The following is a 22,078-nucleotide window of genomic DNA, read 5'->3' on the forward strand; positions in this document are numbered from 1 at the left end:
CAGCACGCGGATTGCCTCCTCTTTGAGCAGATCAACCCGCAATCGGCAACGTCTTCACGTCATAACCGAAGGCGATCTTGCGGCCCAGAACCGGATCGTCCAGCTCGCCCTCGAAGCGGCTTGCCGGGCGCACGCCGCCGATGACCGGCATCGTGCCGCCGAACATGGCTGTGCCATCGGGCAGTTTACCATCCGCGGACCAGCCGCCGATCAGGTCCTGCGGCGCGAGCAGGCCGGAGATCGGCCCTTCCTGATAGAGCACACGCGCACCATCGATGACGGCATAGCTGCGCAGAATGAGGTCGTCCCAATGGCCGGCGACCTCATCGAAGGGCCAGACGGTGTCGGCGACGGGCTTGTCGCAGACCTGCTTGGAGACGGTGACGCCGTAAGTCTCGACCTTGCGGTCGGTATGGTCGGAACCGACGCCGACATAGAGCTTGCCGTCCTTGGCGAGCAAAAGCGCCTCGGCCTCGCCGCTGCCGGCCGTACCGGCATCCTCGACGAGATCGGCGGTCGACAGGCGGGCGGCGGCCACGCGGTAGTAGGTGGGCGTGACGGCAGGGCGGGCGACGCCGAGTGCCTCCAGTTCGCGAATATGATGCTCCATCGCCTCCTTGTTGCGACCGGCCCAGCCGGCGATGACGAGGTTTGCGACGGTGAAGGCGATCGGCTTGCGGCCCTCGCGGCTTTCCAGCGTGAGATTGAGTGTGGGCATGCGGTACGGCTCCGTGCTCGGCCGCCGCGATGGCTATTAAAGATCGCTTTGGCAGAAATTTAAATGTCAGTGATATTTCACTGTAGTTTTATGTCTCACATTGGATGAAATTCCGCAATCATCAAAACAGGGAGCAGGACGAAGAAAACCAGCGCCGGATTTCAGTTCCGGAGCGTCGCTTCGGGCGGCGATGCCGCGTGGCCGAAAACAAATCGGAACCCGGCGCAGTCCGGGCCGACCAGAAGAATTGAGATGACCAGCTATCGTAAGGTTCTTTGCCCGGTCGCCGTGGCCGCCATGCTCGACGTCGGTGATCAGTCTCACATCCGGCAGACCACCACCTAGGGCCAGCCGGGACGCGATGCCGCCGAACGGATGATCCAGCGCATCTCGATCTTCTAAATCTGCAACGCGCCGGGGCGACGGCTAAACAACAGGGAAACGATACCAGAGCGCTTCATCGGAAAGTCATGGGAATGTCTGATGCCCAGCGTCTGCCTTCTCGATGTCTCGTATGCCGCCTCCCAAACCCAGCACGACGCTACCTTCTCACTGAAGCCAGGCACGCATGTCGTCATTGAACGCGGCAGCGTCGCGCTTCAATCGAGTGCAGCAGCGCGATTGGCCCGCAATTGGTCCCATATTGACATTGAGTGGATCTTCGGCCCGCTCTATATATTCGCCTCAGCTAGGTAGCTTGCAAAGCTGAAGGACGAAGACATGCCCGTGACGATCAGCAGGACAGAACTGCTCGAGGATGGAGATGATGCGCCCTTCCGGCAGATGATCCACGATGCGCTGGGCTTCAGCACGCGGCTTCTGGAAATCCGCAACCGGCTCGGCGAGGTCATCGGCCTTTCCGGCCCTGCCTTCTCCATCCTGATCGCCATCGAGCACCTGTCCAAGGATGCCGATGTCGGCATCAGCCAGGTGAGCGACCATCTTCACCAGTCCGGGGCCTTCGTGACGCTGGAAGTGGCCAAGCTCGTCAAGGCCGGGCTCGTCGACAAGTTCGCCAATCCCGAAGACGGCCGGCGCGTCATCGTCAAGGTAACGGACAAGGCACGCGCCCTGCTTGCCGAGCTCGTCGAAACCCAGCGTCCCGTCAATGATGCGATCTTTGCCGGGCTCGATCCCGAACATTTCCGTGCTTTCGCCGGCATCGCCGCCCAGCTCGTGTCCGGCACCGAGGAAAGCCTCGCGCTGCTGCGGTACAAGGCCGAGCAGCGCAAGATGCGATCCTAGAGCAATTCCAGCAAAAGTGTGCAGCGGTTTTGCGTTCGGAATTGCGTGAAAACAAAGAGATAGAGCTTCCCCGTCGGAGACCGTTTATGGTGCGGCAGCGACGGTCCGTTGCGGTGCAAGCGCATGGGCGACCGCGATCCGCGCCATTTCGAGTGCTGCTTCCCGCGTCGTCGCCGCGGCGATGAACCGACCGTTGTGGCAGAACGTGGCACCGGCCACGCCACAGACCGCCGCTAAAGCGTCGCCGGTCAATCCCGCCCAGGCCGCCGGCAGATCGGCGCGCAGCTCGAACCCGTCACTCGAGCGCCGGATGCCGGTCAGGCACCAGTCAGTATCCCTCGGATGGACGACGAAGAGCAGGTGGTCGGCACCGGCCTTCACGATCGCGGGGCGGAACGGCATGCCCATGGGAAGTTCCAGCACCCGCCCGTCGCCTGCCGACGCGATCGCCCGAAGCACGATCGACTCGGCCCGGAGCTTCGCCGCCGCCTGTCTTATCGACGCTTCCACGAAACCGCGGGCGATCGCAAGCGCCTCGCGGAACGCCCGGTCGTCGGCACCCGGCTCCTTGTCGTCGAAGACGGGTTTCAGGGTTTCGAGCAAGACGGGCAGCGTCAGCTTGGCCAGCGCACCTGCCTCGGAAGGACTCAGGGCACCATTGTCCATCAGGTCCACCGGCAGCACGAAATCGAGGTCGAAGCTTGCATGCAAGGCGTCGATATCGTTGGCGGGAATACCGATGGCGTTCAGATAATCCCGGCCGAACTGACGCCAGACCAGCCCGAAGGAGCTGAATGGCTGGCCGTCGTCGCGCAAGGGCGCGCCGCGCTGATGGTGATCGAAAATCCCGGCGGCCGGATCAAAGGCCCCGCCGACGTCATAGATGATCCTGTCGCTGGCGGGCGTGATCCATTCCGGCGCGCGGCTGCGCACGATGCGGGCCTTCGGAAAAAGGCGCGTCAGGATCACGCTCGACAGCAGCTCATCGGCATGGAAGCCGCCGGAATGCGTTACGAGGAAATCGGGTTCCATGCTGGTCAACCTATCGCGAGTTCTGTCTTGAGACGCTCGGATATCGATTGGGCGCCCGCGTTTCAAGGGCCGATGACCTGCCGGCAGGATTTCACGACTGCGGCACGCTCGGAACGCGCCCGCTTCGGCGAACCACGGCTCGTCGCGTCAGGCTTGCGGGCAGGCGCCCGCATCCCAGAGATCACGCACCATGTCGCGAAGCAGCAGGGCTTCCGCCCAGCGGTCCGTCGTATCGTTGCCGTCCCGGCCGGTGATCGCATAGGGTTTTGGGCCGAGTTCGCAGGTGAAGACGAGTGCCGCATCCTCGGCGGACCGGGCGCGCCATTGGCGGAAACCGTAATCCCACCAGCCGAGGAACAGATCGAGCCAGGGGCGGTGGTGCGGAAAGGAAATTTCGATCTGCACCTGCTCGCGCGAGGCGACGCGGCCGTGGAAGGCCTGGGCATTGTCGAGAATGCGCCGGATCAGCGCGTGGTTTTCCTCCGCCACCGGAAAGGCGAATTCGCGGCCGACGAGGAAATGCGAGAGGTCGGCCAGCAGCGGCAGGTCCGGGCGGCGATCGAGAAGATCGAGCGTGAAGAAGAGGTCCGTCGTCATCCGGTCGCGATGCGTTTCGATGAAGACGGGAATGCCGGCCTCCTCGGCAAGACGCATCCAGCCATCGAGCAGCGGCAGGCAATCCTCGACCCGGCGCAGCCGCACATCGGGTTGCAGATTGATGTGGCTGACCGGGAATTCCGCCGCCAACTCCAGCGGCAGACGCAGGTCATCGACGGAGCGCGGAAAGCAGACGCCTTCGATCCTGAGGCCGGTGCCCCGGATGGCGTCGTTGAGCGCAACGACATCCGCCCGCTTGGTATAATGCGCGCCGATACCGTCGAAGCCGGCCTCCGCGATCATCGCGATGTTTTCCGCGAGGCTTCGCTCGTGGCCATCCGTATGCCGGCGTTCCATGGCCCAGAGCGACTGGAAAATATGCAGCCTCTGCATCAGGCGGCCCGTGCGCTTTTGAGGAGCGCCTTGAGGTTCACTCCGGGATCGGCAAGGGCCGCCGGGTCGGGGCTGACGCCCGCCGCGATCAGCATTTCCGCGAGCTTGATCTCCTTGGCGAGGCTGTTGCCGGCACCGAGACCGGCGGCCGCGACGAGGCGCCCGTCGTCGAGGTAGAATTCCAGCTCGCCCTGTTCGAGCGATCGCAGGATGCTCTGGTGTCCGGGCTGCGGCAGGCCGGCGACCTGCAAGCCGAGATCGTATTGATCCGACCAAAACCAGGGGATGGCGGCGAAGGTTTCGGCTGCGCCCGCCATGTTGCGGGCGGCGGTTTCGGCCTGGCTGCGCGCATTGCGCCAGCTTTCGAAACGCATATGGCCACCGCCCGGCTGTGCCACGGCCGCGCAATCGCCGGCCGCGTAGATATGCGGGTCGCTGGTGCGCAGGAATGCGTCCGTCAGGATGCCGTTGCCGACCGCGAGCCCCGCTCTGTCAGCGATCTCCATATCCGGCACCACGCCGATGGCGGAGACGACGACATCGGCCGGAATCAGGGTGCCATCAGTAAGCACGACAGAATCCGGCCTGATCTCGGCAAGGCCCTGCCCCAGATGAAAGTGAACGCCTTCCTCGTCATGCCGCGCCTGCAACCGTGCCGCAAAACGCGGCGGCACGGCACGCCCGAGCGTCTTCAGCGCCGCCTCGATGACATGCACGCCGACACCCTTGCCACGCAGCACGGCGGCAAGCTCCATGCCGATCAGCCCGCCGCCGATGATCGCTACGGTTCCGCCGGTCGCCACGCGCGAAAAGATCGCATCGGCATCCGAAAAGGTCCGAAAATCGAGCGCCCGTTCGGCGCCGGGGCAAGTCAGGCGGCGCGGCCGCGCGCCCGTTGCCAGCAGCAGCCGATCATAGGAAAGTGCGCGCCCGTCGCCGAGGAGAACATGGCGACGGGCGGCGTCAATCTGCGTTGCCGACATGCCGGGAAGGTAATCGATGCCGGCGGCCGAAAGGGTCTCGACCGAGCAGATCGTTTTCATGCGGGCGACACCGTCCAAGGGTTTCGAGAGCGGTGGACGCTCATAGGGCAGATGCGGCTCCGTGCCGACGAGCGTGACAGGCCCGGAAAAGCCCGTTTCGCGCAGGGCAAAGGCCGCACGCGTGCCGGCTTCGCCGGCGCCAATAATAACGATGCCGCTCATGGGGTCTCCTCCGAGAAAGGGAAGGCCGGCGCGCGGACGCGCCAGCCGGTAAGCCTCAGTTCTTGCTGGCGTATTCCGCCATGTTCTTGGGCGTCACCAGCTCGAACGGCACCCAAACCTGCTTTTCGACCTGCTCGCCGCGCAAAAGCGCAACGGCAGCATCAACGGCACTGGCCGACTGCCCCTTGGCATTCTGGAACACGGTGGCGTCCAGTTCACCCGCCGCCATGGCTGCCAGACCGTCCTGCGTGGCATCGATGCCGATGACCACGACATCGTCCATCGAGACACCGGCGGCCTTCAACGCCTGGACGGCGCCGATTGCCATTTCGTCATTGTTGGCGAAGACGACATCGATCGGCTGGCCCGCCGTGATCCAGTTCGTCGTCATGTCCATGGCATTGGTGCGCGTCCAGGCGGCCGATTGCTCGTCGGCGATGGTCACGCCCTTGCACTCACCGGCCGAAAGTGCCTCCTTGAACGAGGAGGTGCGGTCGCGCGAGGCCTGGTGGGCAAGATCGCCCATCAGGATATAGACCTGCGCATCCGCGGCCTTGCCCTTTTCCTTCAGCAGAGAACAGGCCGCCTCGCCGGCAAGCCGCCCGGCATCCGTCTCCTTGGAGCCGACATAGGCCTGCTTTTCCGGCAGCTTGGCGATGTTTTCCGGCTCGAGATTGAGGAAGACCAGTGGAATGCCCGCCCTGGCGGCGGCGTCACTGACGCCGGCTGCGGCAGAGGTGTCGGTCAGCGTCATGACGATGGCATCGACCCCGGCAGCGATGAAGTTGTTGACTTGGTTGAGCTGCTTGGAAATGTCGGTCTGCGCATCCTCGACCTGAACGCTGACGCCGTTCACCTCCGAGGCCCGGGCGCTGATGCCTTCGCGCAAGAGTGTCTGGAAATTGTTGTCGAAGCTCTGCATCGAGACGCCGATCGTCTCCGCAAAGGCAGCACTTCCCATCATGGCGGCCAGAACGGCCGCCAGGCACATGGATTTCATGGTATCCTCCCAATGGGTGCCGGCTCACCCGATCGCACACCGGAGGCCCGACGGGCCTGGTCTTCGAAACGCAGCCCTAGCCGAGGGCCACGCGTACCTCTCCATCGACCACTTCGGCCGGGTAGGTTTTCAGGTTCTCGCAGGCGGGAAGGCGCAGCGCCTCGCCGGTGCGGTAGTCGAAGGCGCCGGAATGTTTGGGACATTCCACCTCGAAATCCATCACCAGCCCGTCAGCGAGATGGATCGCCTCGTGGGTGCACAGGCCTGCCGTGCAATAGATCCCGTCATCCGGCCCGCGGTATATGGCATAGGTGCGGCCACCATGGTCGAAGCGGACGGCGCCTTCCTGTTCGATGTCCTCGAATTTGCAAGCCGATACCCAGGTCATTCTGCAGCTCCCTGAACTTCGGTGCGAGCCTTGCGGGCGGCGAGCTTTTCCTTGCGCTTGCGATAGCGCTCCTGCATGCGGGCCTCGCCATCGGCCGAGCCGTCGTGCCAGGTGCCGAACCACTTATCGAGCGGGATCAGCGCATCGCCATAGTTCACCTCGAAATATTTGTGGTGCAGGTAATGCGCATAGGCGTGGCTATCGACCAGCTTGTCCTCACCCACCTCCACCTTGTCGAAGCCGACATGGCCGGGGATGGCGCCGAAACCGGCATAGTGAAGCTGGTAGAGCATCAGGATCGGGTTGGACGGCAGGATCAGGTGATAGAAGGCCGTGCCGAGATAGAGGAAATGCTCGACCGGATGCATCGATAGCGACGACCACGGCGACGGGTTCACCGAATTGTGGTGGACCGAATGCACCCACTTGTAGAGGAACGGCACGTGGATGAGCCGGTGGATGCAGAAGAAGTGGAATTCGTGAATGACGGGCACGACGAGCGCGACCAGCGCCAGCGTCCAGGGATTTTCCGCGAAGCCTAGCCAGGGCGCATAACCATTGGCATAGGCCCAGAGCATGGCGACCTCGATCGCCGTCCAGATCGTCACGCCCGACAGGAACGTGCGCAGCATGTTGTCGATGTTCTGGCGGTCGAACCAGAAGACGCTGTTCTTCTGGTCGGCGGGGAATTTTCCATTGTATTTGAAGCGGTTTTCCTGCCGCTTCAGCACATAGAGATGAAGCTCGAAGGCGCCGTAGAACAGGAAGACGCAGACGGCATTCACGGCGTAGAGCCAGAGCGCCCAGCCGGCGCTCAGCGTCTGCATCGTCTCCACCGAGGGTACGATCCAGGCCCAGTAGGCGACGGCCGAGGCCGCGAAAATGGCATTCCACGGGAAGAAATAGTGCGGCAGCCATTTGAGAACCGCCATCAGCTTAGGCGGAAAGACGAACAGCGGCGCGGTTTGCACCGGCGTGTTCGGCGCCCAATCGCCGCGCTTGTTGCGCGTGCCGTATTTGAGGTCGTCCATTGCGCTCTCCTTCGGGCTTTCGCCCGCACAATCGTCACGGTGATGGAGAGCGCAGGGTTTGCCTTGCGTCGGTCGCACCTTGCGGCGCCCCGTCCCTCCTCCTGATTTGAGGATTATCAGGAAGAGCGATGAGGGCCGAAGACTTCATTGATCAAAATAGATCAAAGGCTTTCGGTCGTGATGGTGATGAAGCGAATGGGATTGCGGTCCGGCTCGATCTCGGTCAGTCCGACCTTGCACAGGATGATATCCAGCGCACGCTGCGCCTGCGCCTCCGGCGCCTGATCGAGCACCACATCCATGATGCCGTCGCGGAGCGCCGCGCGAGTGTAATCAGTCAGCTCGTGACCGATGAACAGGAGGTCCTTGCCGCGGCCGCTACGACGCAGGACATCGATCACGGCCGAATTTGCACCGCCGACATTGTAGAGGCCGACGAGGTCGGGATACATCCGCAACGCCATCGCCAGCGTCTCGGCGCTGAAATGCTCTTCATCGCGGGTGAAGCCGACCCATTCGAAATTGATCGGGCCGGGATGGTCGCGAAAATAGTCCGAAAACCCGCGCACCCGGTCGCGATGCACCTGATAGATCGGATGGCAGAGCGCGACGACCGGCCCTTCGGTCCGCGCCATGCGGCTGATGAAATGCGCCGCCGTGCGGCCGGCCGCATAATTGTCGATCCCGACGAATTCGACCGGATGCTCGGAGGCGCGCGTGACAACATGGACGATGGGCAGGCCCTTGGTGGCCAGACCCTCGACAGCCGCCTTGACCAGTGGACTGTTGGGAACGGCAAGAATAAGCCCGGCGCGCGGATAATCCGTCGTCGCGATCACCTTCGCGATCTCCTGCGGGTTCATCTCCTCGACGAAGCGGCGATGGACGACGACGAGCGGATCGATGCTGTGGGCGATATGCTCGAACGCCTTGGACAGGCGCCGGTAGAACGTCGTCTCCGGGCGCACCATGAGGACATCGACCCGCAGCAGGCCGCGATGCGTATCGGGCAGCAGGCGCGGATAGTTCAGGCTGCGCGCGGCAACGACGACCTTTTCGACAAGCTCCGGCCTGACGCCCCCGCGCCCGTTCAACACCCGCTCCACCGTCGCAGTGCCCACGCCCGCCTCGCGCGCAATGTCCTTGTAGCCTGCCTTGCTCAATCCCGGTCCTCGAAAGGTAGTGCCTTGTGACAAATCCTACGCAGAGCCAAGCCCCGAAAGCAATCGCGGCGCAGATCCGCCCAGCCACGCGATTTCCGTGCGTTCCCGCCGCCGGCAGCGCCGATGTAATTGCGTTTGCGCAAAACGCGCTGATACAAAGACCTTGAGCCCCACGGGTCGATAGACCCGAAACCGCCACGGAGAGGCCCATGGATCCGACCCATCTGTTCGAGCTCGTGATCGGCATGTTCGTGGCGATCATCGCGCTGCATTATGCCGCCCATCGGCTCGGGCTGCCGCCCTCCGTCGCGCTGTTGGCCGGCGGCGCGATGCTGGCCTTCGTGCCGGGACTGCCGACTATCGAGGTCGATCCGGAACTCGTGCTCGTCATCTTCCTGCCGCCGCTTTTGCTGGATGGCGCCTGGACCATCGCCGTCGGGCGGCTGCGCCGGCATCTGATCGGCATCTTCTCGCTCGCCGTCGGCGCGGTGTTCTTCACCGCCGCCGTCGTCGCCGTTGTCACGCATCTGCTGTTTCCCGCGCTGCCCTGGGCGGCCTGCGCGGCACTCGGCGCCATCGTCTCGCCGCCCGATGCCGTCTCCGCCCGCGCCATCCTGCAAAGGGTGAAACTGCCGCGCCGCCTGCAGATCCTGCTTGAGGGCGAAAGCCTGCTCAACGACGCGAGCGGCCTCGTGCTCTTCCGCTTCGCGATCGCCGCCGGCGTCACGGGCGCCTTCAGCGCGTCCGAGGCCGTCGGCAGCTTCTTCGTGCTGGCCATCGGCGGCGCGCTGGTCGGCATTGCCGTCGGCATGGTGTGGGTCGTGGTGGTGCGCCGTCTCGGCGACGAATACCTGATGATCGCCGCCACCGCCCTCGTCTCCTGGACGGCCTATCTGCTCGGCGAGTACCTGCATGTGTCCGGCGTCATCGCCACCGTCATGGCCGGGCTCATTGCCAGCTGGCACCAGCACACGGTGCTTTCGGCCGCGACGCGCATGCGCGGCACATCCTTCTGGACCGTCCTCGTCTTCCTTATGGAGGCGGCGGTCTTCATCCTGATCGGCCTGTCGCTGCGCGGCGTGGTGGAGCGCGGCGGCGGTTTCGACGTGGTCACCGCCACCTGGGGCGTGCCGATCCTCATCATCCTCGTCGCCCTGACGCTAGCGCGCTTCGCCTGGGTCTTTGCCTCGGACCTGTCCATCGTCCTGGGCAACGCGCTCGGCCTCAAGCGCTATACGCCCGTCGGTGCGCGCGGCGGCATCGTGCTGGGATGGGCGGGCATTCGCGGCGTGGTGACGCTGGCGCTGGCGCTCAGCGTGCCCGAGGGCTTTCCGGGCCGCGACTTCATCCTCGTCACGTCCTTCGCGGTCATTCTTGGCACAGTGCTCATCCAGGGCATGACACTCGGCACGGTCATCGAATGGGCCGGCCTAAGCGAATCCATTTCGGAAAAACCCCGGCTCTCGATGAGCCAAGCCGAAATGACCATGGCGCAGGCGCAGTTCGCGACTGTGCAGGAACGCGCCTATGACGGCGACGGCAAGCTCATCCATCCGCAGCTGCTCGACAAATACCAGCGCCGCGCCGTGGCGATCGTCGACTATGCCGAACGCACCGAGCATTACACGCCGATGCTGCATGCCCATTTCGACCTGGTCCTCGAAGTGGTCGCAAGCGGCCGCCGCGAACTCATCCGCCTCCACCGTGCCGGCGATATCGATGACGAGACGCTGCACGAGCTGGAACGTGACCTCGACCTCGAAGAGCTGAGCGCGATCTCCGCAAAGGGCTGAGAGCGGTGTTTCAAGCGGGCCCCTTTTTCAGGGCGCTCGCCGAAACCGTCCGGTTGCGTCCCTTGGCCTTCGCTTCCAGCAAGGCGGCATCCGCGCGGGTGACCAATGTCTCCACGGAACCACCGGTCGGAGCGGCCGCCACGCCCACGGAGACGGAGACCGTGCCGAGAATCTGGCCAGCATGGGAGAGCGTGACGCTGCCGATCTTGTCGCGCAGCGTATCGGCCAGGGCTACGGCTTCCTCCTCCTCGAGGAAGGGCAGGAGCACCGTGAATTCCTCCCCGCCGAACCGGAAGGCAGTGCCGAGAGGTGCGCAGGTCTCGCGTAGCGTCTGCCCGACGAACTGCATGACGAGATCACCCGCATCATGGCCGAATTGGTCGTTGAAACGCTTGAAGTGATCGATATCGATCATCAGGCAGGCGAGCGGGTCCTGCCTCTGGTCTCGGGCGTGCCGTTGCAGCGTCTCGTCCAGGAAGCGGCGATTGAAGAGGCCAGTCAGCGGGTCACTGACGGCGAGTGTCGTGAGCTTTTCCCGCAATTGCAGATTGGCGAGCGCCAGGCCGACATTTTCGGCGATCAGTTCGAGATACAGGCGCGGGCCGCTTGGGCCGAGCGTGTCAGCCTCCCGCTCTTCGAGATAAAGCAGGCCGATCATGTCGCCCTGCGCCGTCAGCGGGACGCAGAGCGCCGTTACGCCGGGCGGATCGATGTGCTGGCACGGCACGTCGGAGCCGTTTCCGCTGCTGTGATGCGAGCGGCCGCGCCGGAGCCCCCAGCACTCCGCAGCGGGGAAAACCGCCGCCGAATGCTGCGGTTCGAGCCATGCCCCAGCCCTCAGCAGGGACGTGTTGGCTTCGCTTAGCACATAGAGACCACCCGCAAGACCAGGGAAGATCTGCGGGGCGAAACGAACGATGACATCCGTCAATTCCGCCTGGTTCTGGCATGCCTGCACGCGGTGCATCATCTGCAGGATGAGATCCTTCGTGTGCTGGTCGGCACGCCGTTCTGTATCGAGGCGTTCGCGCTCGATCAGATTGGCACGGAATATCTCGATGGCCTCGTTCATCTCGCCGATTTCGTCACTTCGCCGATCAACCGGCACTTCGACGGTGTAATCCTGCTTGGCGAGGCGGCTGACGATGCCCGTCATGCGTTTCAGCGGCATCGCGACGCGTCGCCGCAGAACGAAGTAGAGCACGGCGACGAACAGGGCGCCCGTCGCCGCCAGCATGATCTTGGCGACGAGGCTCCAGGTGTTGCTGCGTATGCGTGCCGCGTCCAGCTCAGCGGTTGTTCGCGCGGCCGTCAGATCACGAAAATGGGCGACGGTCTGGAGGAGCGCCTTCTGAACCCGCTCATGCTCCGGCCCGAACAACATGCCCTGCGCCGCGGCCTTGTCTCCGCGCCGATAGGCGTCGATGGCTGCGCGTTCGACCTTGTCCAGCTCCTCCGCATCCGCATCGACGGCTAGCAGTGCTTGCGCTTCCGCCGGCGTCAGGCTCTGGGAGGCGAGCTTGGCCGCAGCCGCCTCCCGCTTGTGCTCCTCGCTTTCATCGGCCTGAAACGCCTCAAGGTGACGCGCCTCGCCGCGCATCACATAAAGCCGCGCCTCGTCGCTTGTCATTTCGGCGCCGATGGCCAGCTCTTCCGCAAGCGTGTCGAGCACGAGATGTTGCTCGGCCGCCGCGCGCTCCTCAAGCGCGCTGCGCGAGGACAGGATGAAGGCGGCACCCGACAGCGCAGTCAGAACGACCGTAATGCCATAGGCCCAGTTGGTGATTGTGGTTATCCTCATGCCACCACATTGCCAGCAGCGGCTTGAGCGAAGATTAAGAAACCATTGCAGATTGCAGCTATGGGCAGCACGGATGCAGACAAGACAAGGGGAAGCTGAACCCCAGCCTCATGCCGCGCCCGCCCGGATCATGCTGAAATAGTCGTCGCCCCCCACCTGACCGCCCTTGAGCGCGATCTGCAAGCCATCCGCAGGACCGCCATGGGCGATGCAGAGCGGCGAGCCCGGCGTCTGCGGCAGCGGCATTTTCAGCGTGAGGGCGGCAATGCCCATCTCGCCGAGCGCATGGCTGGATGTGTCCCCGCCCGCCACGACGGCGCGCGAGAGGCCGGCGCGCCCAACGAGTTCCGACTGGATGCGGCCAAGCGCCCGACCGAGGCGATGGCGCGCGCCGAGGGAGGAATCAAGTTCACCGCCCCGATCGGCCGAAGGTCCGAGTGCGGTGTAGAGCAGGACGCTTTCTCCGCTTTCCAAGACCTTGAGACCCGCTTCGATGGCGGCCGCGATCGTCGCGGCATTGTCCGGGCTGGACAGGGCGACCGGATCGAGCGTCACGCCGGCAAAACCATTGGCAAGCGCATGGCGGATCTGGCGCTCGGTCGTCGGGGACACGCTGCCGGAGACGACGGCGATCTGATCCACCGGGCCGGCATCGGCAAAGGTCGGCTTGTCGCCGATCAGCCCTTCCTTTCGCCAGGCGGGGATCAGGGCGTATTCGATGCCCGAGGAGCCGCAGACGAAGCGGCTTTCCGCGCGCAGCCGGTTCCAGAGCAAGCCACCCGCCGCCGCCTGCGTCGGCGCATCGAGCACATCGAGCAGCAGGATATCGGCAGCCTCCGGCTCGGGCGTGCCCAGCAGCGCGACATTGTCCACCAGTGCCGACGAAAGCGTCGTCTGACGTGCGAGGTGCAGCAGCACATTCGCCTCGTCCATCGGCGTGACAGGATGGCGCGCCATGACGGGGTGACGGTCGATGCGATAATTTCGGCCCTGATAGGCAGCGAAGAGTTCACCGAATGCCGTGTAGCGACGGATCTGCGGCGCACCGACGATGAGCGGCACCGTTGCCTCGCCGAAGACGGATCGGCCGATCTCGATGGCGCGGCCGATATTGCCGACATCTGGCGCGGAATCGAAAGTCGAGCAGACCTTGTAGTGACAGAGTTCCGCGTCCAGCATCTTCAGCCAGGTAAAGGCTTCGCTGAGATGCACATCCATCCAGTCAGGCGTTTCGCTGCGGCTGGTGCCGGCCAGCCCATAGGCGCGAACGCCGGAGAAGCGCGACAGCAGGTCCGCATCCGGCAGTTTCAGGAAGAGCACGGTCTCGACGCCGTTCGAGGCCAGCGCCTCCATGACATCGGTCGAACCGGTGAAATCGTCGCCATAGTAGCTGATCAGAGGACGCGTCATGTCTCAGGCCGCCTTGCCGTCGGCAAATTTTTCGATGGATTGTGCAAGTTCGGGATGGTCTTTCGCATAGGTCGCGAGCGGCACGCCTGAAGCGGCCGCCTCCCAGGCCTGCTTCACCGCCTTCACCCCTGCCCCCGGCCCGCCCGGATGGCTGACGATGCCGCCGCCGCAGAGATAGAGCAGTTCCGTCGAGCCGCCCGTCGCCGCGATCGTATCGGGTGCCTGCCCGCCCCACTGGCCGGAGCCGATGACCGGAAGCGCCACATCCTTTTGCGAAAACAGCGGCGTCGTCACCGCCTTGTAGGAGCGCACGAAACTCTCGTCCGGCTCCCAATATTTCACCCGGATGCCGTTGATCTGGAACTGATCGACGCCGAGCAGGCGCCAGAACTGCTGCCAGACGGAGAATTCAAAGCCGAGGCCGGCATGGCGGGTGAGGATATCCCAGCCGTTACGATGGGCATGCAGCACGAGGCCGGAGCGCTTGCGCAGGAAGGCGAGGCCGCCGAAGCCGATCGAGTTGATGTTGACGACGGCGCAATTGCCGCCGGCCTGCAACACCAGATCGTGGTTGCGCATCATTTCGTCCGGATCGGCATGGCTGATGCCGAAGGCATACATGACCTTCTTGCCGGTCTTCTGCTCATGGTCGAGGATTTTCGGCATGATCGCCGCGACGCGGTCCTTCAGCGGCGAATAGGCCGGGCTCATCAGCTTCTCGTCATCCTTGATGAAATCGACGCCGGCCTCGATGAGTTCGCCGACCATCTCGGCCGTTTCATGCGGCCGCAGGCCGAGCGCCGGCTTGACGATCGTGCCGATGATCGGCCGGCCCTTGACACCCGTGAGCGCAAAACTGCCGGCGACGCCGAATTGAGGCCCGAGATGGGCAGCGGCGAATTCCGGCGGCAGCTTCATGTCGACGATACGAATGCCCGTCATGCCCTTGATGGAAAAGACACCGCCGACCGCTATGGTCATCAGTGCGGCAAGATCGGTTCCCACGGCATCCAGCGGAAAATCGATATCGACATCCGCCCGGTTGAAACTTGTGGCGTCACCCGCCTCATCGGGAAAGGAGGCGCGGTCCGTCGGCGGCAGCGGGCGGATGGCAACGACACGGGCGGCAACGCGCGCCTTCAACTCTTCCGTCTCGCCCGGCAGCGCCACGAAGGTCCCGGTCGACTGGTCGCTGGCGATCTTCGACGCCATTTTCTCCACCGAACCCGGCGTCTCTATCCGATAGGTCAGACGGATCACGTTTTCTCCTCCCGCAGGCATGGCATAGCGCTTGTTAAGGCTTTTCAACTGGTATAATGAGTATTTATGTTATTGCAAGCCGATTACCGCGAAAGCTGTTGCGGCGAAGGAACTTGGTGCATATTCAAACCTGTCGAAACCAGGTGACTCATGAACGTCGTTTCCGAACCGATCGTCCGCAAGAAACTCTCCGACGAAGTCTTCGCGCGGCTGAAGGCCATGATCGAGACCGGCGAACTGAAAGCCGGCGACGACATGCCTTCCGAGCGCGAACTGATGGAGCGCTACGGCGTCGGCCGTCCGGCGATCCGCGAGGCCATGCAGGCGCTTGCCGGCAAGGGTCTCGTCGAGATTTCGCAGGGCGAGCGCGCCAAGGTGCTGCGCATCACCGCCGAATCCATCATCCGCCAGGTGGACCTGCCGGCCAAAATGATGCTGTCCGGCTCCTCCGACTCGCTTGAGCATCTCAAGAGCGCCCGCATCTTCTTCGAGCGCGGCATGATCCGCGAGGCCGCCACCAAGGCGACGCCCGAACATATCGCCGAACTGCGCGCCCTGCTCGACAAGCAGAAGGCAAACCTCGGCGATGCCGACGCTTTCATCGATGCCGATATGGAATTCCATCAGTATATCGCGCAAATTTCGGGCAATCCGATCTTCGCGGCCGTCAGCGGGGCCATGCTGGGCTGGCTGAAATCCTATCATACCGAAATGCTCATCTGGACCGGCCGCGAGACTTTCACGCTCGCCGAGCATGAGGAAATCATCCGCACCATAGAGAACGGCAATGCCGACCTTGCCGAGAAGGCAATGATCAAGCATCTCGAACGCTCCCGCGCGCTTTATGCCCTAAAGGGGCAGAAGTAGGGTCAGAGCACGATCTCAACGCAGCCATAGGGCGGCAGGGATACCTGTCCGGTCACGGGCAAAGTCTCTCCACCGATCAGCATGACCGCACGCGGCGGCGACGGCAGGAGCACCGCCTGCACCTCCGGCGTGATGTTGGCCATGAGCAGACGCTCCTTCGACGCGAGACCGAGCACCGCATCCGGGCGCGACGTCTCAACGGCGTGGACCTCTTGTCCGCTCAAAGTCCCAAGGCGCGCAAGCACATGCGCGAGCGGCCGCAGCTCGCCTCGCGCCGATACCTCCCCTTCGCCGGCAATCAGCCCGAACGGACCAGCGAGCGTCGAAAGCGTCAGGACCTCCAGCCCCGCCGTCGCAACGGTTGCGGCATAGGCCAGCGTCCAGGCTGCGCCGAACTGGCCGTTGTGCCTGGCATCGACATTGGCCATGGGAATGCGGCCGCCGGAGGGGTTGTCTTTCGTCGCGCTGCCATAGGGGTTCTGCCGCATGGCAATCGTCGAAGGGCCGATGCGATACGGCTTTTCGCCATAGATTGCGCGGGTGGAGCTGACGACGAAACGCAAGGCCTCGAAGGTCTGCATGACCGAGAGATCGTCGGCCGCATGCACGATGGGGTTCGTGCAATGGCTGACATAGTCGATGAGGTCACCCGGCACGCGCTTGCGGTTGAGCTCGGTAAAATAGCTCATCATGCCGCCACCAAGGCGCACGCCCGGGAAGGCCGCCCGCGCTGCGGCATAGACATCCTCCAGCGGTGGGCAGTCCGGCCAGATGCTGCCCGGCGGTGTCGACTGGCGATCGACCGCAGGGCAGACGAACAGCGTGTCGAGCGCCAGCACGGCCTCCCGCACGAGCGCGGCAAGCTCGGCCATCTCCTCGTCCAGCGGACGTTTGCAGGGCACCGCGACTTCCAGCGTCACCTTGAGGCCGGATTGTCCGGCGAGTTCGGCATAGCCATTCAAGACCGGCAGACCATGGCCGGCACCGGGGTCGAAATGCGCGATCAGGTGCCGCGCGCCAATGGTTTTGAGGGCGCCGAGCGCGATTCGCTCCTGCTCCAGGCATTCCGGGCGCAGGCCTAGGCCGATCTCTGGAAAACGGTGCTTGGTCGGCGTCAGTTGCAGTGTGACGGCACCCGATGTGCCGACTGCCGGGGCGGCATCGTCCGCAGCCTCGATCTCGACGACGACCTTCTGGCTGAAGGGCTCCCCCTCTGGAACGCGGTAAGGCCACGGCAGCGCGAGCGGGCGCACATAGGTCTTGTAGGACCCATCCGTCCAGTTGCGCTGGTCTTCCATCTCGAAGATGTCGCCGACTAATTCCGTCACGGCCGCGATATCGGGCGCCACCTGATGGGTGATCGCGGAAATCTCCTTGAAAGGCTGCCACGGCTCGATCTGGTCCGGCCAGTGCGCATGCTCGACGCGGCCATCACCGTGGCGGACAGTGACGGACCGTCCCGCCAGACCGACGATAGGATGCAGCACCACGAAGCCCGCACGCGCCGTTTCGAAATCGGCATCACTGACGCAGTCGGCGGAGAATGCGACGGTCTTTTCCGTACCCCAAATCGTGATGGCGCAATCGAGATTGGCTCCGGATGGAGCGGTGAAGCGGGCCTTGTAGGAAACGGAGAAGCCTTGCTTTTCGTTCTGAACTTGGAGGTCGGCAATTTTGGCGCCGCAGGTGCCCCAGTCCTTGTCACGCACAAGGAAGGCCACCGCGCGCAAAACCTCATGTCCGCGAAAGCGCAGGGTGCGCAGACTGCCGTCCTGAAGCGTCACGCTCAGGTCGCCGGCGACGAGCGTGCGGCTTTCGGGCTCGCGCTCATTCGTGCCGTAAAGCCTGAGCAGATCGCCGCTCATGCGAGTAGATCCGCAATCGCAATGGTCTCGCCGCGTTCGGCGCTGAGATAGGCGGCCTCGACGAAGGCGAAGGTCTTCAGGTTGTCGCGGCCGGACGTATCCGGCTCGAGGCCTTGCGACAGCCTCTCGGCCCAGTGCTTCTGGATGAGCGCGACGCTCTCCTGAATGTTGTGCCAGGGCCTTGATGCCCAAGGCAACAGGTTCGGCGCGACAACGCTTTGTACCGTGCCGTCAGGGCCATGAACCGTCAGCTTGTAATCCTTGCCGAGGCGCAGCGTGCCCTTGGTGCCGTCGATCTCGACGAAGGTTTCCGGGAAGGGTTCTTCCGGCAGCTTCGACGCGTAGCTGACATCGACGATCGAGGTGACGCCATTGTCATGGTCGAGCAACATGGTCGCGACATCCTCGCCGGCGATATCAGGATTGATGCGGCGCGTGCGGGCGGTCACGCGGCTGGCATCGCCGAAGAGGAAACGGGCGATGTCGAGCGAGTGGATTCCGAGGTCTTCGATGATAAAACGCTTGCCCTTGGCGAGATAGGGCTGGCCGGAGAAGACGTCGAAGCCGGAGCGGAAGGAGACGCGGCCCCAGAAGGGTTCGCCGATCGCGCGGCTGTCCAGCACCGCCTTGACGGCGAGGATCGGCGTCTGCCAGCGGAAATTCTCATGGATCATCAGCGGGATGCCGGCGGCATCGACAGCGGCGACCATGGCCTTGGCATCGGCCAGCGTCGGCGCGAAGGGCTTCTGGCAGATCGCCGGTACCTTGTGGCTGGCGGCAAGCTCGACCAGTGCCCTGTGGCTGCCGACCGTCGTTGCGACATCGACGAAATCGAAGCCGCCATCGGCGAACATTTCGTCCGCCGACTGGTATCGCCTGTCGACGCCGAACTGGTCGCCGACGATGCGCAGGCGCTCCGGGTCACGGTCACAGATCGCAACGATCTGCACGTCATCGAGATCCTGCCAGCCATGCATCTGGTTGACGGCGAAGAAGCCGCAGCCGATCAGCGCACCCTTGGTCTTCGTCATGCTCAGCCTGCCTTTGCCATCTGCATCAGGGTGACGCGCTGCTGGAGGCGGCGCTGCGCCTGGTCGACGACCACGGCGACGATGATCACGAGACCCTTGATCACCATCTGCCAGAAGGAACTCACACCCATCATCACAAGTCCGTCCGAGAGAATCCCGATCACGAAGGCGCCGATGATCGTGCCGCCGATCGTGCCGCGCCCGCCCGACATGGATGTACCACCGAGAACGGCCGCCGCAATGGCATTCAGTTCGAGATTGGTGCCGGTCGCCGGGTGCGAGGCCATCAGTTCCGAGGAGATGACGAGGCCGACGATGGCGGCGCAGAAACCGGAGAACATGTAGACGAACATTTTTACGCGATTGACGCGGATGCCCGACATGCGCGAGGCGCGTTCATTGCCGCCGACGGCGAAGATATGCCGGCCAAGCGGCACGAAGCGGGCAAAATAGGCAGCCCCCAGCGCCACGACGATGAGAATCCACACGGAGACCGGAAGGCCGAGGATCGAGCCGGAACCGAGATAGGCGAAACCCTGGTTGCCGAGGTCTTCGCGGCCGGTGAGATTGGGCAGCGTCTGGCCATCGGAATAGAGCAGCGCCATGCCGCGCGCCACATAGAGCGTGCCGAGCGTCGCGATGAAGGGCGCCACGTTGAGGCGGGTGATCAGCAGGCCGTTGATCGCGCCGATCACAATGCCGACGATGGCAACGATAACAGCCACCTCGACCACATTGAAATAGACGGTGTAACCGAGCGGCAGCGCCATGCCATACATGATGAGGCCGCCGGCAATCATGCCGCACAAGCCAACGATGGAACCGACAGAGAGATCGATGCCGCCGGTGATGATGACGAAGGTCATGCCGATGGCGAGGAAGGCGTTCTGCGTCGCATGTTTCGACATCAGGATCATGTTCGCGGTCGACAAAAAGTTCGGCGCGAAGATCGAGAAGAAGATGATGACCGCGAAGAGCGCGATGAAGGTTCTAAGCTTCATCAGAGTGAGCAGGGCCGAGCCGGTGGAGAGGTGGTTGCCGGTGGCGGCAGTTTGCGTTGCTGTCGTCATCACGCATGCATCCTTTTGGTTTTATGTCCCTCTGCGGAGGCAGAAATCACCATGTCCTCGGTGGCGTCCTTCCGATCGACCACCATCACCAGCCGGCCGTTGCTCATGACGGCGATGCGGTCGGAGAGCGCCATGACCTCTTCAAGGTCGGAGGTGGAGAAGAGGATGGCCAGCCCCTCGCCCGCCAGCCGCCGCATGGTGCGGAAAACATCCGCCTTGGCGCCGACATCGATGCCGCGGCTCGGCTCGTCCATCAAAAGCACTTTCGGCCCGGTCATCAACGCCTTGCCGATCACGACCTTCTGCTGATTGCCGCCGGACATGGAGGTGACGTCGAGATCCGGGTTCTTCGCCTTGATCGAGAGGTTGCGGATCGCGTTGGCAATCGCCTCCTTCTCGCGCTTCAGGTCGATGTGGAAGCCAGCCTTTAGGAACTGGCTCAGGCTTGCCATGGAAAGGTTGTCGGCAATCGACATGGACTGCACGAGGCCTTCGCGCTGTCGGTCCTCCGGGATCAGCGACAGGCCCTCACGGATGCGCCGGGTCGTGTCACGCCCGTTCAGCTCCTCGCCCTCGACGAAGATTTTTCCCGTATAGTGCTCGTGGCGACCCATGATGCATTCGAAGAGCTCGGAGCGCCCCGCACCCATCAGGCCGTAAATGCCGAGGATTTCACCCTTGCGCACGCCGATCGAGACATGATCGACGGCATAGCCGCCTTGCGCGCGCGGCAGGCAGATTTCTTCCGCGCGGAAAACTTCCGCACCCGGTTCGTGCTCGACCTGCTTGGCGAAATCCTTGGCGTCCGAACCGATCATCGAGCGCACGATCCAGCGCGTGTCGATGTCCTTGACCATGGCATGGCCGGTGATCTGGCCGTCCTTCAGCACGGTGATGTAGTCGCCGATACGCATCAGCTCTTCCAGCCGGTGCGAGATATAGACGATCGCTACACCGCGCGCCTTGAGGTCGGCGATGACGCGGAACAGCACGTCGACTTCCGCCGCACTCAGCGCCGAGGTCGGCTCGTCCATGATGAGAATGCGTGTGTCGAGCGAGACGGCGCGAGCGATCTCGACGAGCTGCTGCTGGCCGATCGGCAGGTCTTCGGCCAGCGTATCGGCAGAAATGCCGGCTTCCAGGCGATTCAGGAATTCGTTGGCCTTCTCCACCTGTGCCCTGTGGTCGATGCCGCGCAGGCCGCGCGTGATCTCGCGCGTCGCAAAGATGTTTTCGGCGACCGAGAGATTGCCGAAAAGGTTCAACTCCTGGAAGACGATGCCGATGCCGTGGCGCACCGCGTCGGCGGGGCTATTGAGATGGATGCGTTCGCCGTCCATCCAGATTTCGCCCAGCGTCGGCCGCTCCACGCCGGCGATAATGCGCATCATGGTGGACTTGCCGGCGCCGTTCTCGCCGACCAGCACGTTGACCGCGCCGCGCCGGAGCTTGAGGTCCGCCTTCTTCAGCGCCACGATGCCGGAATAGGCCTTGGTGATGTCCTTCAGTTCGAGAATGACGTCGCCGTCGTCGGTGGCGTTCATGTCAGCCTCCGACCGTGATGGTGACGGGCACGAACAGCGGCAGCTGGCCCTTGGCCGGCAGCGGATAGGCGCCGAGCGCCTTGATCGTCTTGCCCGTCAGTCCCTCACGTGGCAGCTTTTCAAGCAGCAAGCCGTTCACATGGGTGTTGAACGACTTGCCGTACTGCGCCCATTCGATCTGGTTCTTGAATTCGTTGAAATTCACGAATTTCAGGCTGTCGCGGATGGCCGTGCCGCGGACAGCCGGGCCGATGGCGACGCGCACATCGGCCTTCTGGTCGCCGTCCACATCGACGTCGACATAGCCGGCGCGGGACTTCGTCTCTTCTGCAACGATCACGCCGTCGATCTTCGCGGCGAAGGTCCAGGGCGCGTTGCCCTGCTTTTCCTTGTGGCCGTATTTTTCAGTGGCCGCATCGAGATTGCTTGTCGCAAGCGCCGAGACCTCCTGGAAGGTGCCGGCACGCTCCTGAAGGAAGGGCACGACCTTGGCATCCCAGATATCGGCAACCAGCTTGTCCGGATTGAAGGCGCCGGCCGCGGCCTGCTTCTGTTCGTCCTCGGTCTTGACGAATTTGCAGCCGGAAAGCGCAAGCGCGCCGGCGAGCACGAGTGTACAGGCAGCCTGAAACCTTGGCATTCCCAATCTCCGAATAGATAGAAAA

At 63.6% G+C, this 22,078-nt stretch carries 19 protein-coding genes; 3 read left to right on the forward strand and 16 right to left on the reverse strand.

The genetic code is table 11. From position 1 onward, the window contains the following. Positions 1–31 precede the first annotated feature (31 nt). Positions 32–718, reverse strand: a complete 687-nt coding sequence (locus tag ACOZK4_RS14930) for a DUF2848 domain-containing protein (RefSeq protein WP_421592561.1) — start codon at positions 716–718, stop codon at positions 32–34. 720 nt (positions 719–1,438) lie between these two features. Here ACOZK4_RS14930 and ACOZK4_RS14935 point away from each other — a divergent pair. Continuing rightward, positions 1,439–1,963 (forward strand): MarR family winged helix-turn-helix transcriptional regulator, encoded by a 525-nt coding sequence (locus ACOZK4_RS14935; protein ID WP_313528707.1) that lies wholly within the window; start codon positions 1,439–1,441, stop codon positions 1,961–1,963. Between the two features lie 84 nt (positions 1,964–2,047). Here the strand turns inward: ACOZK4_RS14935 and ACOZK4_RS14940 are convergent, their stop codons facing one another. From ACOZK4_RS14940 to ACOZK4_RS14970, 7 genes are all read right to left on the reverse strand, one after another. Next, positions 2,048–2,995 (reverse strand): MYG1 family protein, encoded by a 948-nt coding sequence (locus ACOZK4_RS14940; RefSeq protein ID WP_421592562.1) that lies wholly within the window; start codon positions 2,993–2,995, stop codon positions 2,048–2,050. A 147-nt stretch (positions 2,996–3,142) separates the two neighbouring features. Continuing rightward, a complete protein-coding gene (locus tag ACOZK4_RS14945) occupies positions 3,143–3,985 on the reverse strand; it encodes a sugar phosphate isomerase/epimerase family protein (protein ID WP_421592563.1) in 843 nt (280 codons plus the stop codon). Beyond that, positions 3,985–5,190: an NAD(P)/FAD-dependent oxidoreductase gene (locus tag ACOZK4_RS14950; RefSeq protein ID WP_421592564.1), complete on the reverse strand. Its 1,206-nt coding sequence runs from the start codon at positions 5,188–5,190 to the stop codon at positions 3,985–3,987. The genes ACOZK4_RS14945 and ACOZK4_RS14950 overlap by 1 nt, the downstream gene beginning before the upstream one ends. A gap of 55 nt (positions 5,191–5,245) precedes the next feature. Next, a complete protein-coding gene (locus tag ACOZK4_RS14955; protein WP_421592565.1) occupies positions 5,246–6,190 on the reverse strand; it encodes a substrate-binding domain-containing protein in 945 nt (314 codons plus the stop codon). Positions 6,191–6,266: 76 nt separating this feature from the next. Beyond that, positions 6,267–6,578 carry a MocE family 2Fe-2S type ferredoxin gene (locus ACOZK4_RS14960; protein ID WP_421592566.1) on the reverse strand — a complete coding sequence of 104 codons (312 nt, stop codon included), beginning with the start codon at positions 6,576–6,578 and terminating at the stop codon, positions 6,267–6,269. Continuing rightward, complete coding sequence (locus ACOZK4_RS14965) at positions 6,575–7,609, reverse strand: sterol desaturase family protein (RefSeq protein WP_421592567.1); 1,035 nt, start codon at positions 7,607–7,609, stop codon at positions 6,575–6,577. Before ACOZK4_RS14965 ends, ACOZK4_RS14960 begins: the two co-directional genes overlap by 4 nt. A 161-nt stretch (positions 7,610–7,770) precedes the next feature. Next, complete coding sequence (locus ACOZK4_RS14970; RefSeq protein ID WP_421592568.1) at positions 7,771–8,772, reverse strand: LacI family DNA-binding transcriptional regulator; 1,002 nt, start codon at positions 8,770–8,772, stop codon at positions 7,771–7,773. 209 nt (positions 8,773–8,981) lie between these two features. On the opposite strand from ACOZK4_RS14970, the gene ACOZK4_RS14975 reads away from it, so the two are divergent. Beyond that, positions 8,982–10,565: a Na+/H+ antiporter gene (locus ACOZK4_RS14975; RefSeq protein ID WP_421592569.1), complete on the forward strand. Its 1,584-nt coding sequence runs from the start codon at positions 8,982–8,984 to the stop codon at positions 10,563–10,565. 10 nt (positions 10,566–10,575) lie between these two features. Here the strand turns inward: ACOZK4_RS14975 and ACOZK4_RS14980 are convergent, their stop codons facing one another. The 3 genes from ACOZK4_RS14980 to oiaX form a co-directional block, all read right to left on the reverse strand. Beyond that, complete coding sequence (locus tag ACOZK4_RS14980) at positions 10,576–12,366, reverse strand: diguanylate cyclase (protein ID WP_421592570.1); 1,791 nt, start codon at positions 12,364–12,366, stop codon at positions 10,576–10,578. A gap of 108 nt (positions 12,367–12,474) precedes the next feature. Continuing rightward, positions 12,475–13,776: a four-carbon acid sugar kinase family protein gene (locus ACOZK4_RS14985; protein WP_421592571.1), complete on the reverse strand. Its 1,302-nt coding sequence runs from the start codon at positions 13,774–13,776 to the stop codon at positions 12,475–12,477. A 3-nt stretch (positions 13,777–13,779) separates the two neighbouring features. Further along, on the reverse strand, positions 13,780–15,036 hold the full coding sequence (oiaX, locus tag ACOZK4_RS14990) for a 3-oxo-isoapionate-4-phosphate decarboxylase OiaX (RefSeq protein WP_421592572.1): 1,257 nt from the start codon (positions 15,034–15,036) through the stop codon (positions 13,780–13,782). A 150-nt stretch (positions 15,037–15,186) separates the two neighbouring features. Here oiaX and ACOZK4_RS14995 point away from each other — a divergent pair, with 150 nt between their 5' ends. Then, a complete protein-coding gene (locus tag ACOZK4_RS14995) occupies positions 15,187–15,903 on the forward strand; it encodes a transcriptional regulator NanR (RefSeq protein ID WP_313528731.1) in 717 nt (238 codons plus the stop codon). A 2-nt stretch (positions 15,904–15,905) separates the two neighbouring features. On the opposite strand, the gene apnL is transcribed toward ACOZK4_RS14995, so the two are convergent. Genes apnL through ACOZK4_RS15020 form a run of 5 tightly spaced genes read right to left on the reverse strand, consistent with a single transcriptional unit; the run spans position 15,906 to position 22,053 of the window. Further along, positions 15,906–17,768 carry a D-apionate lactonase gene (gene apnL / locus ACOZK4_RS15000; RefSeq protein ID WP_421592573.1) on the reverse strand — a complete coding sequence of 621 codons (1,863 nt, stop codon included), beginning with the start codon at positions 17,766–17,768 and terminating at the stop codon, positions 15,906–15,908. Further along, positions 17,765–18,799 (reverse strand): Gfo/Idh/MocA family protein, encoded by a 1,035-nt coding sequence (locus tag ACOZK4_RS15005; RefSeq protein ID WP_421592574.1) that lies wholly within the window; start codon positions 18,797–18,799, stop codon positions 17,765–17,767. The genes apnL and ACOZK4_RS15005 overlap by 4 nt, the downstream gene beginning before the upstream one ends. Positions 18,800–18,801: 2 nt before the next feature. Further along, a complete protein-coding gene (locus tag ACOZK4_RS15010) occupies positions 18,802–19,869 on the reverse strand; it encodes an ABC transporter permease (RefSeq protein WP_421592575.1) in 1,068 nt (355 codons plus the stop codon). Beyond that, positions 19,869–21,413 (reverse strand): sugar ABC transporter ATP-binding protein, encoded by a 1,545-nt coding sequence (locus ACOZK4_RS15015; protein ID WP_421592576.1) that lies wholly within the window; start codon positions 21,411–21,413, stop codon positions 19,869–19,871. Before ACOZK4_RS15015 ends, ACOZK4_RS15010 begins: the two co-directional genes overlap by 1 nt. A 1-nt stretch (position 21,414) precedes the next feature. Continuing rightward, entirely contained in the window at positions 21,415–22,053 is a 639-nt protein-coding gene (locus ACOZK4_RS15020; protein WP_421592577.1) for a DUF2291 family protein, read from the reverse strand. Between the last annotated feature and the right edge of the window lie 25 nt (positions 22,054–22,078).

This window comes from Shinella sp. M27 (assembly GCF_049199905.1).
Classification (GTDB): Bacteria; Pseudomonadota; Alphaproteobacteria; order Rhizobiales; family Rhizobiaceae; genus Shinella.

Bases quoted from the DNA above. Each gene is read 5' to 3' on its own strand.
- ACOZK4_RS14930 (WP_421592561.1), bottom strand. From the start codon at position 718: ATGCCCACACTCAATCTCACGCTGGAAAGCCGCGAGGGCCGCAAGCCG.
- ACOZK4_RS14935 (WP_313528707.1), top strand. From the start codon at position 1,439: ATGCCCGTGACGATCAGCAGGACAGAACTGCTCGAGGATGGAGATGAT.
- ACOZK4_RS14940 (WP_421592562.1), bottom strand. From the start codon at position 2,995: ATGGAACCCGATTTCCTCGTAACGCATTCCGGCGGCTTCCATGCCGAT.
- ACOZK4_RS14945 (WP_421592563.1), bottom strand. From the start codon at position 3,985: ATGCAGAGGCTGCATATTTTCCAGTCGCTCTGGGCCATGGAACGCCGG.
- ACOZK4_RS14950 (WP_421592564.1), bottom strand. From the start codon at position 5,190: ATGAGCGGCATCGTTATTATTGGCGCCGGCGAAGCCGGCACGCGTGCG.
- ACOZK4_RS14955 (WP_421592565.1), bottom strand. From the start codon at position 6,190: ATGAAATCCATGTGCCTGGCGGCCGTTCTGGCCGCCATGATGGGAAGT.
- ACOZK4_RS14960 (WP_421592566.1), bottom strand. From the start codon at position 6,578: ATGACCTGGGTATCGGCTTGCAAATTCGAGGACATCGAACAGGAAGGC.
- ACOZK4_RS14965 (WP_421592567.1), bottom strand. From the start codon at position 7,609: ATGGACGACCTCAAATACGGCACGCGCAACAAGCGCGGCGATTGGGCG.
- ACOZK4_RS14975 (WP_421592569.1), top strand. From the start codon at position 8,982: ATGGATCCGACCCATCTGTTCGAGCTCGTGATCGGCATGTTCGTGGCG.
- ACOZK4_RS14980 (WP_421592570.1), bottom strand. From the start codon at position 12,366: ATGAGGATAACCACAATCACCAACTGGGCCTATGGCATTACGGTCGTT.
- ACOZK4_RS14985 (WP_421592571.1), bottom strand. From the start codon at position 13,776: ATGACGCGTCCTCTGATCAGCTACTATGGCGACGATTTCACCGGTTCG.
- ACOZK4_RS14995 (WP_313528731.1), top strand. From the start codon at position 15,187: ATGAACGTCGTTTCCGAACCGATCGTCCGCAAGAAACTCTCCGACGAA.
- apnL (WP_421592573.1), bottom strand. From the start codon at position 17,768: ATGAGCGGCGATCTGCTCAGGCTTTACGGCACGAATGAGCGCGAGCCC.
- ACOZK4_RS15005 (WP_421592574.1), bottom strand. From the start codon at position 18,799: ATGACGAAGACCAAGGGTGCGCTGATCGGCTGCGGCTTCTTCGCCGTC.
- ACOZK4_RS15010 (WP_421592575.1), bottom strand. From the start codon at position 19,869: ATGACGACAGCAACGCAAACTGCCGCCACCGGCAACCACCTCTCCACC.
- ACOZK4_RS15015 (WP_421592576.1), bottom strand. From the start codon at position 21,413: ATGAACGCCACCGACGACGGCGACGTCATTCTCGAACTGAAGGACATC.
- ACOZK4_RS15020 (WP_421592577.1), bottom strand. From the start codon at position 22,053: ATGCCAAGGTTTCAGGCTGCCTGTACACTCGTGCTCGCCGGCGCGCTT.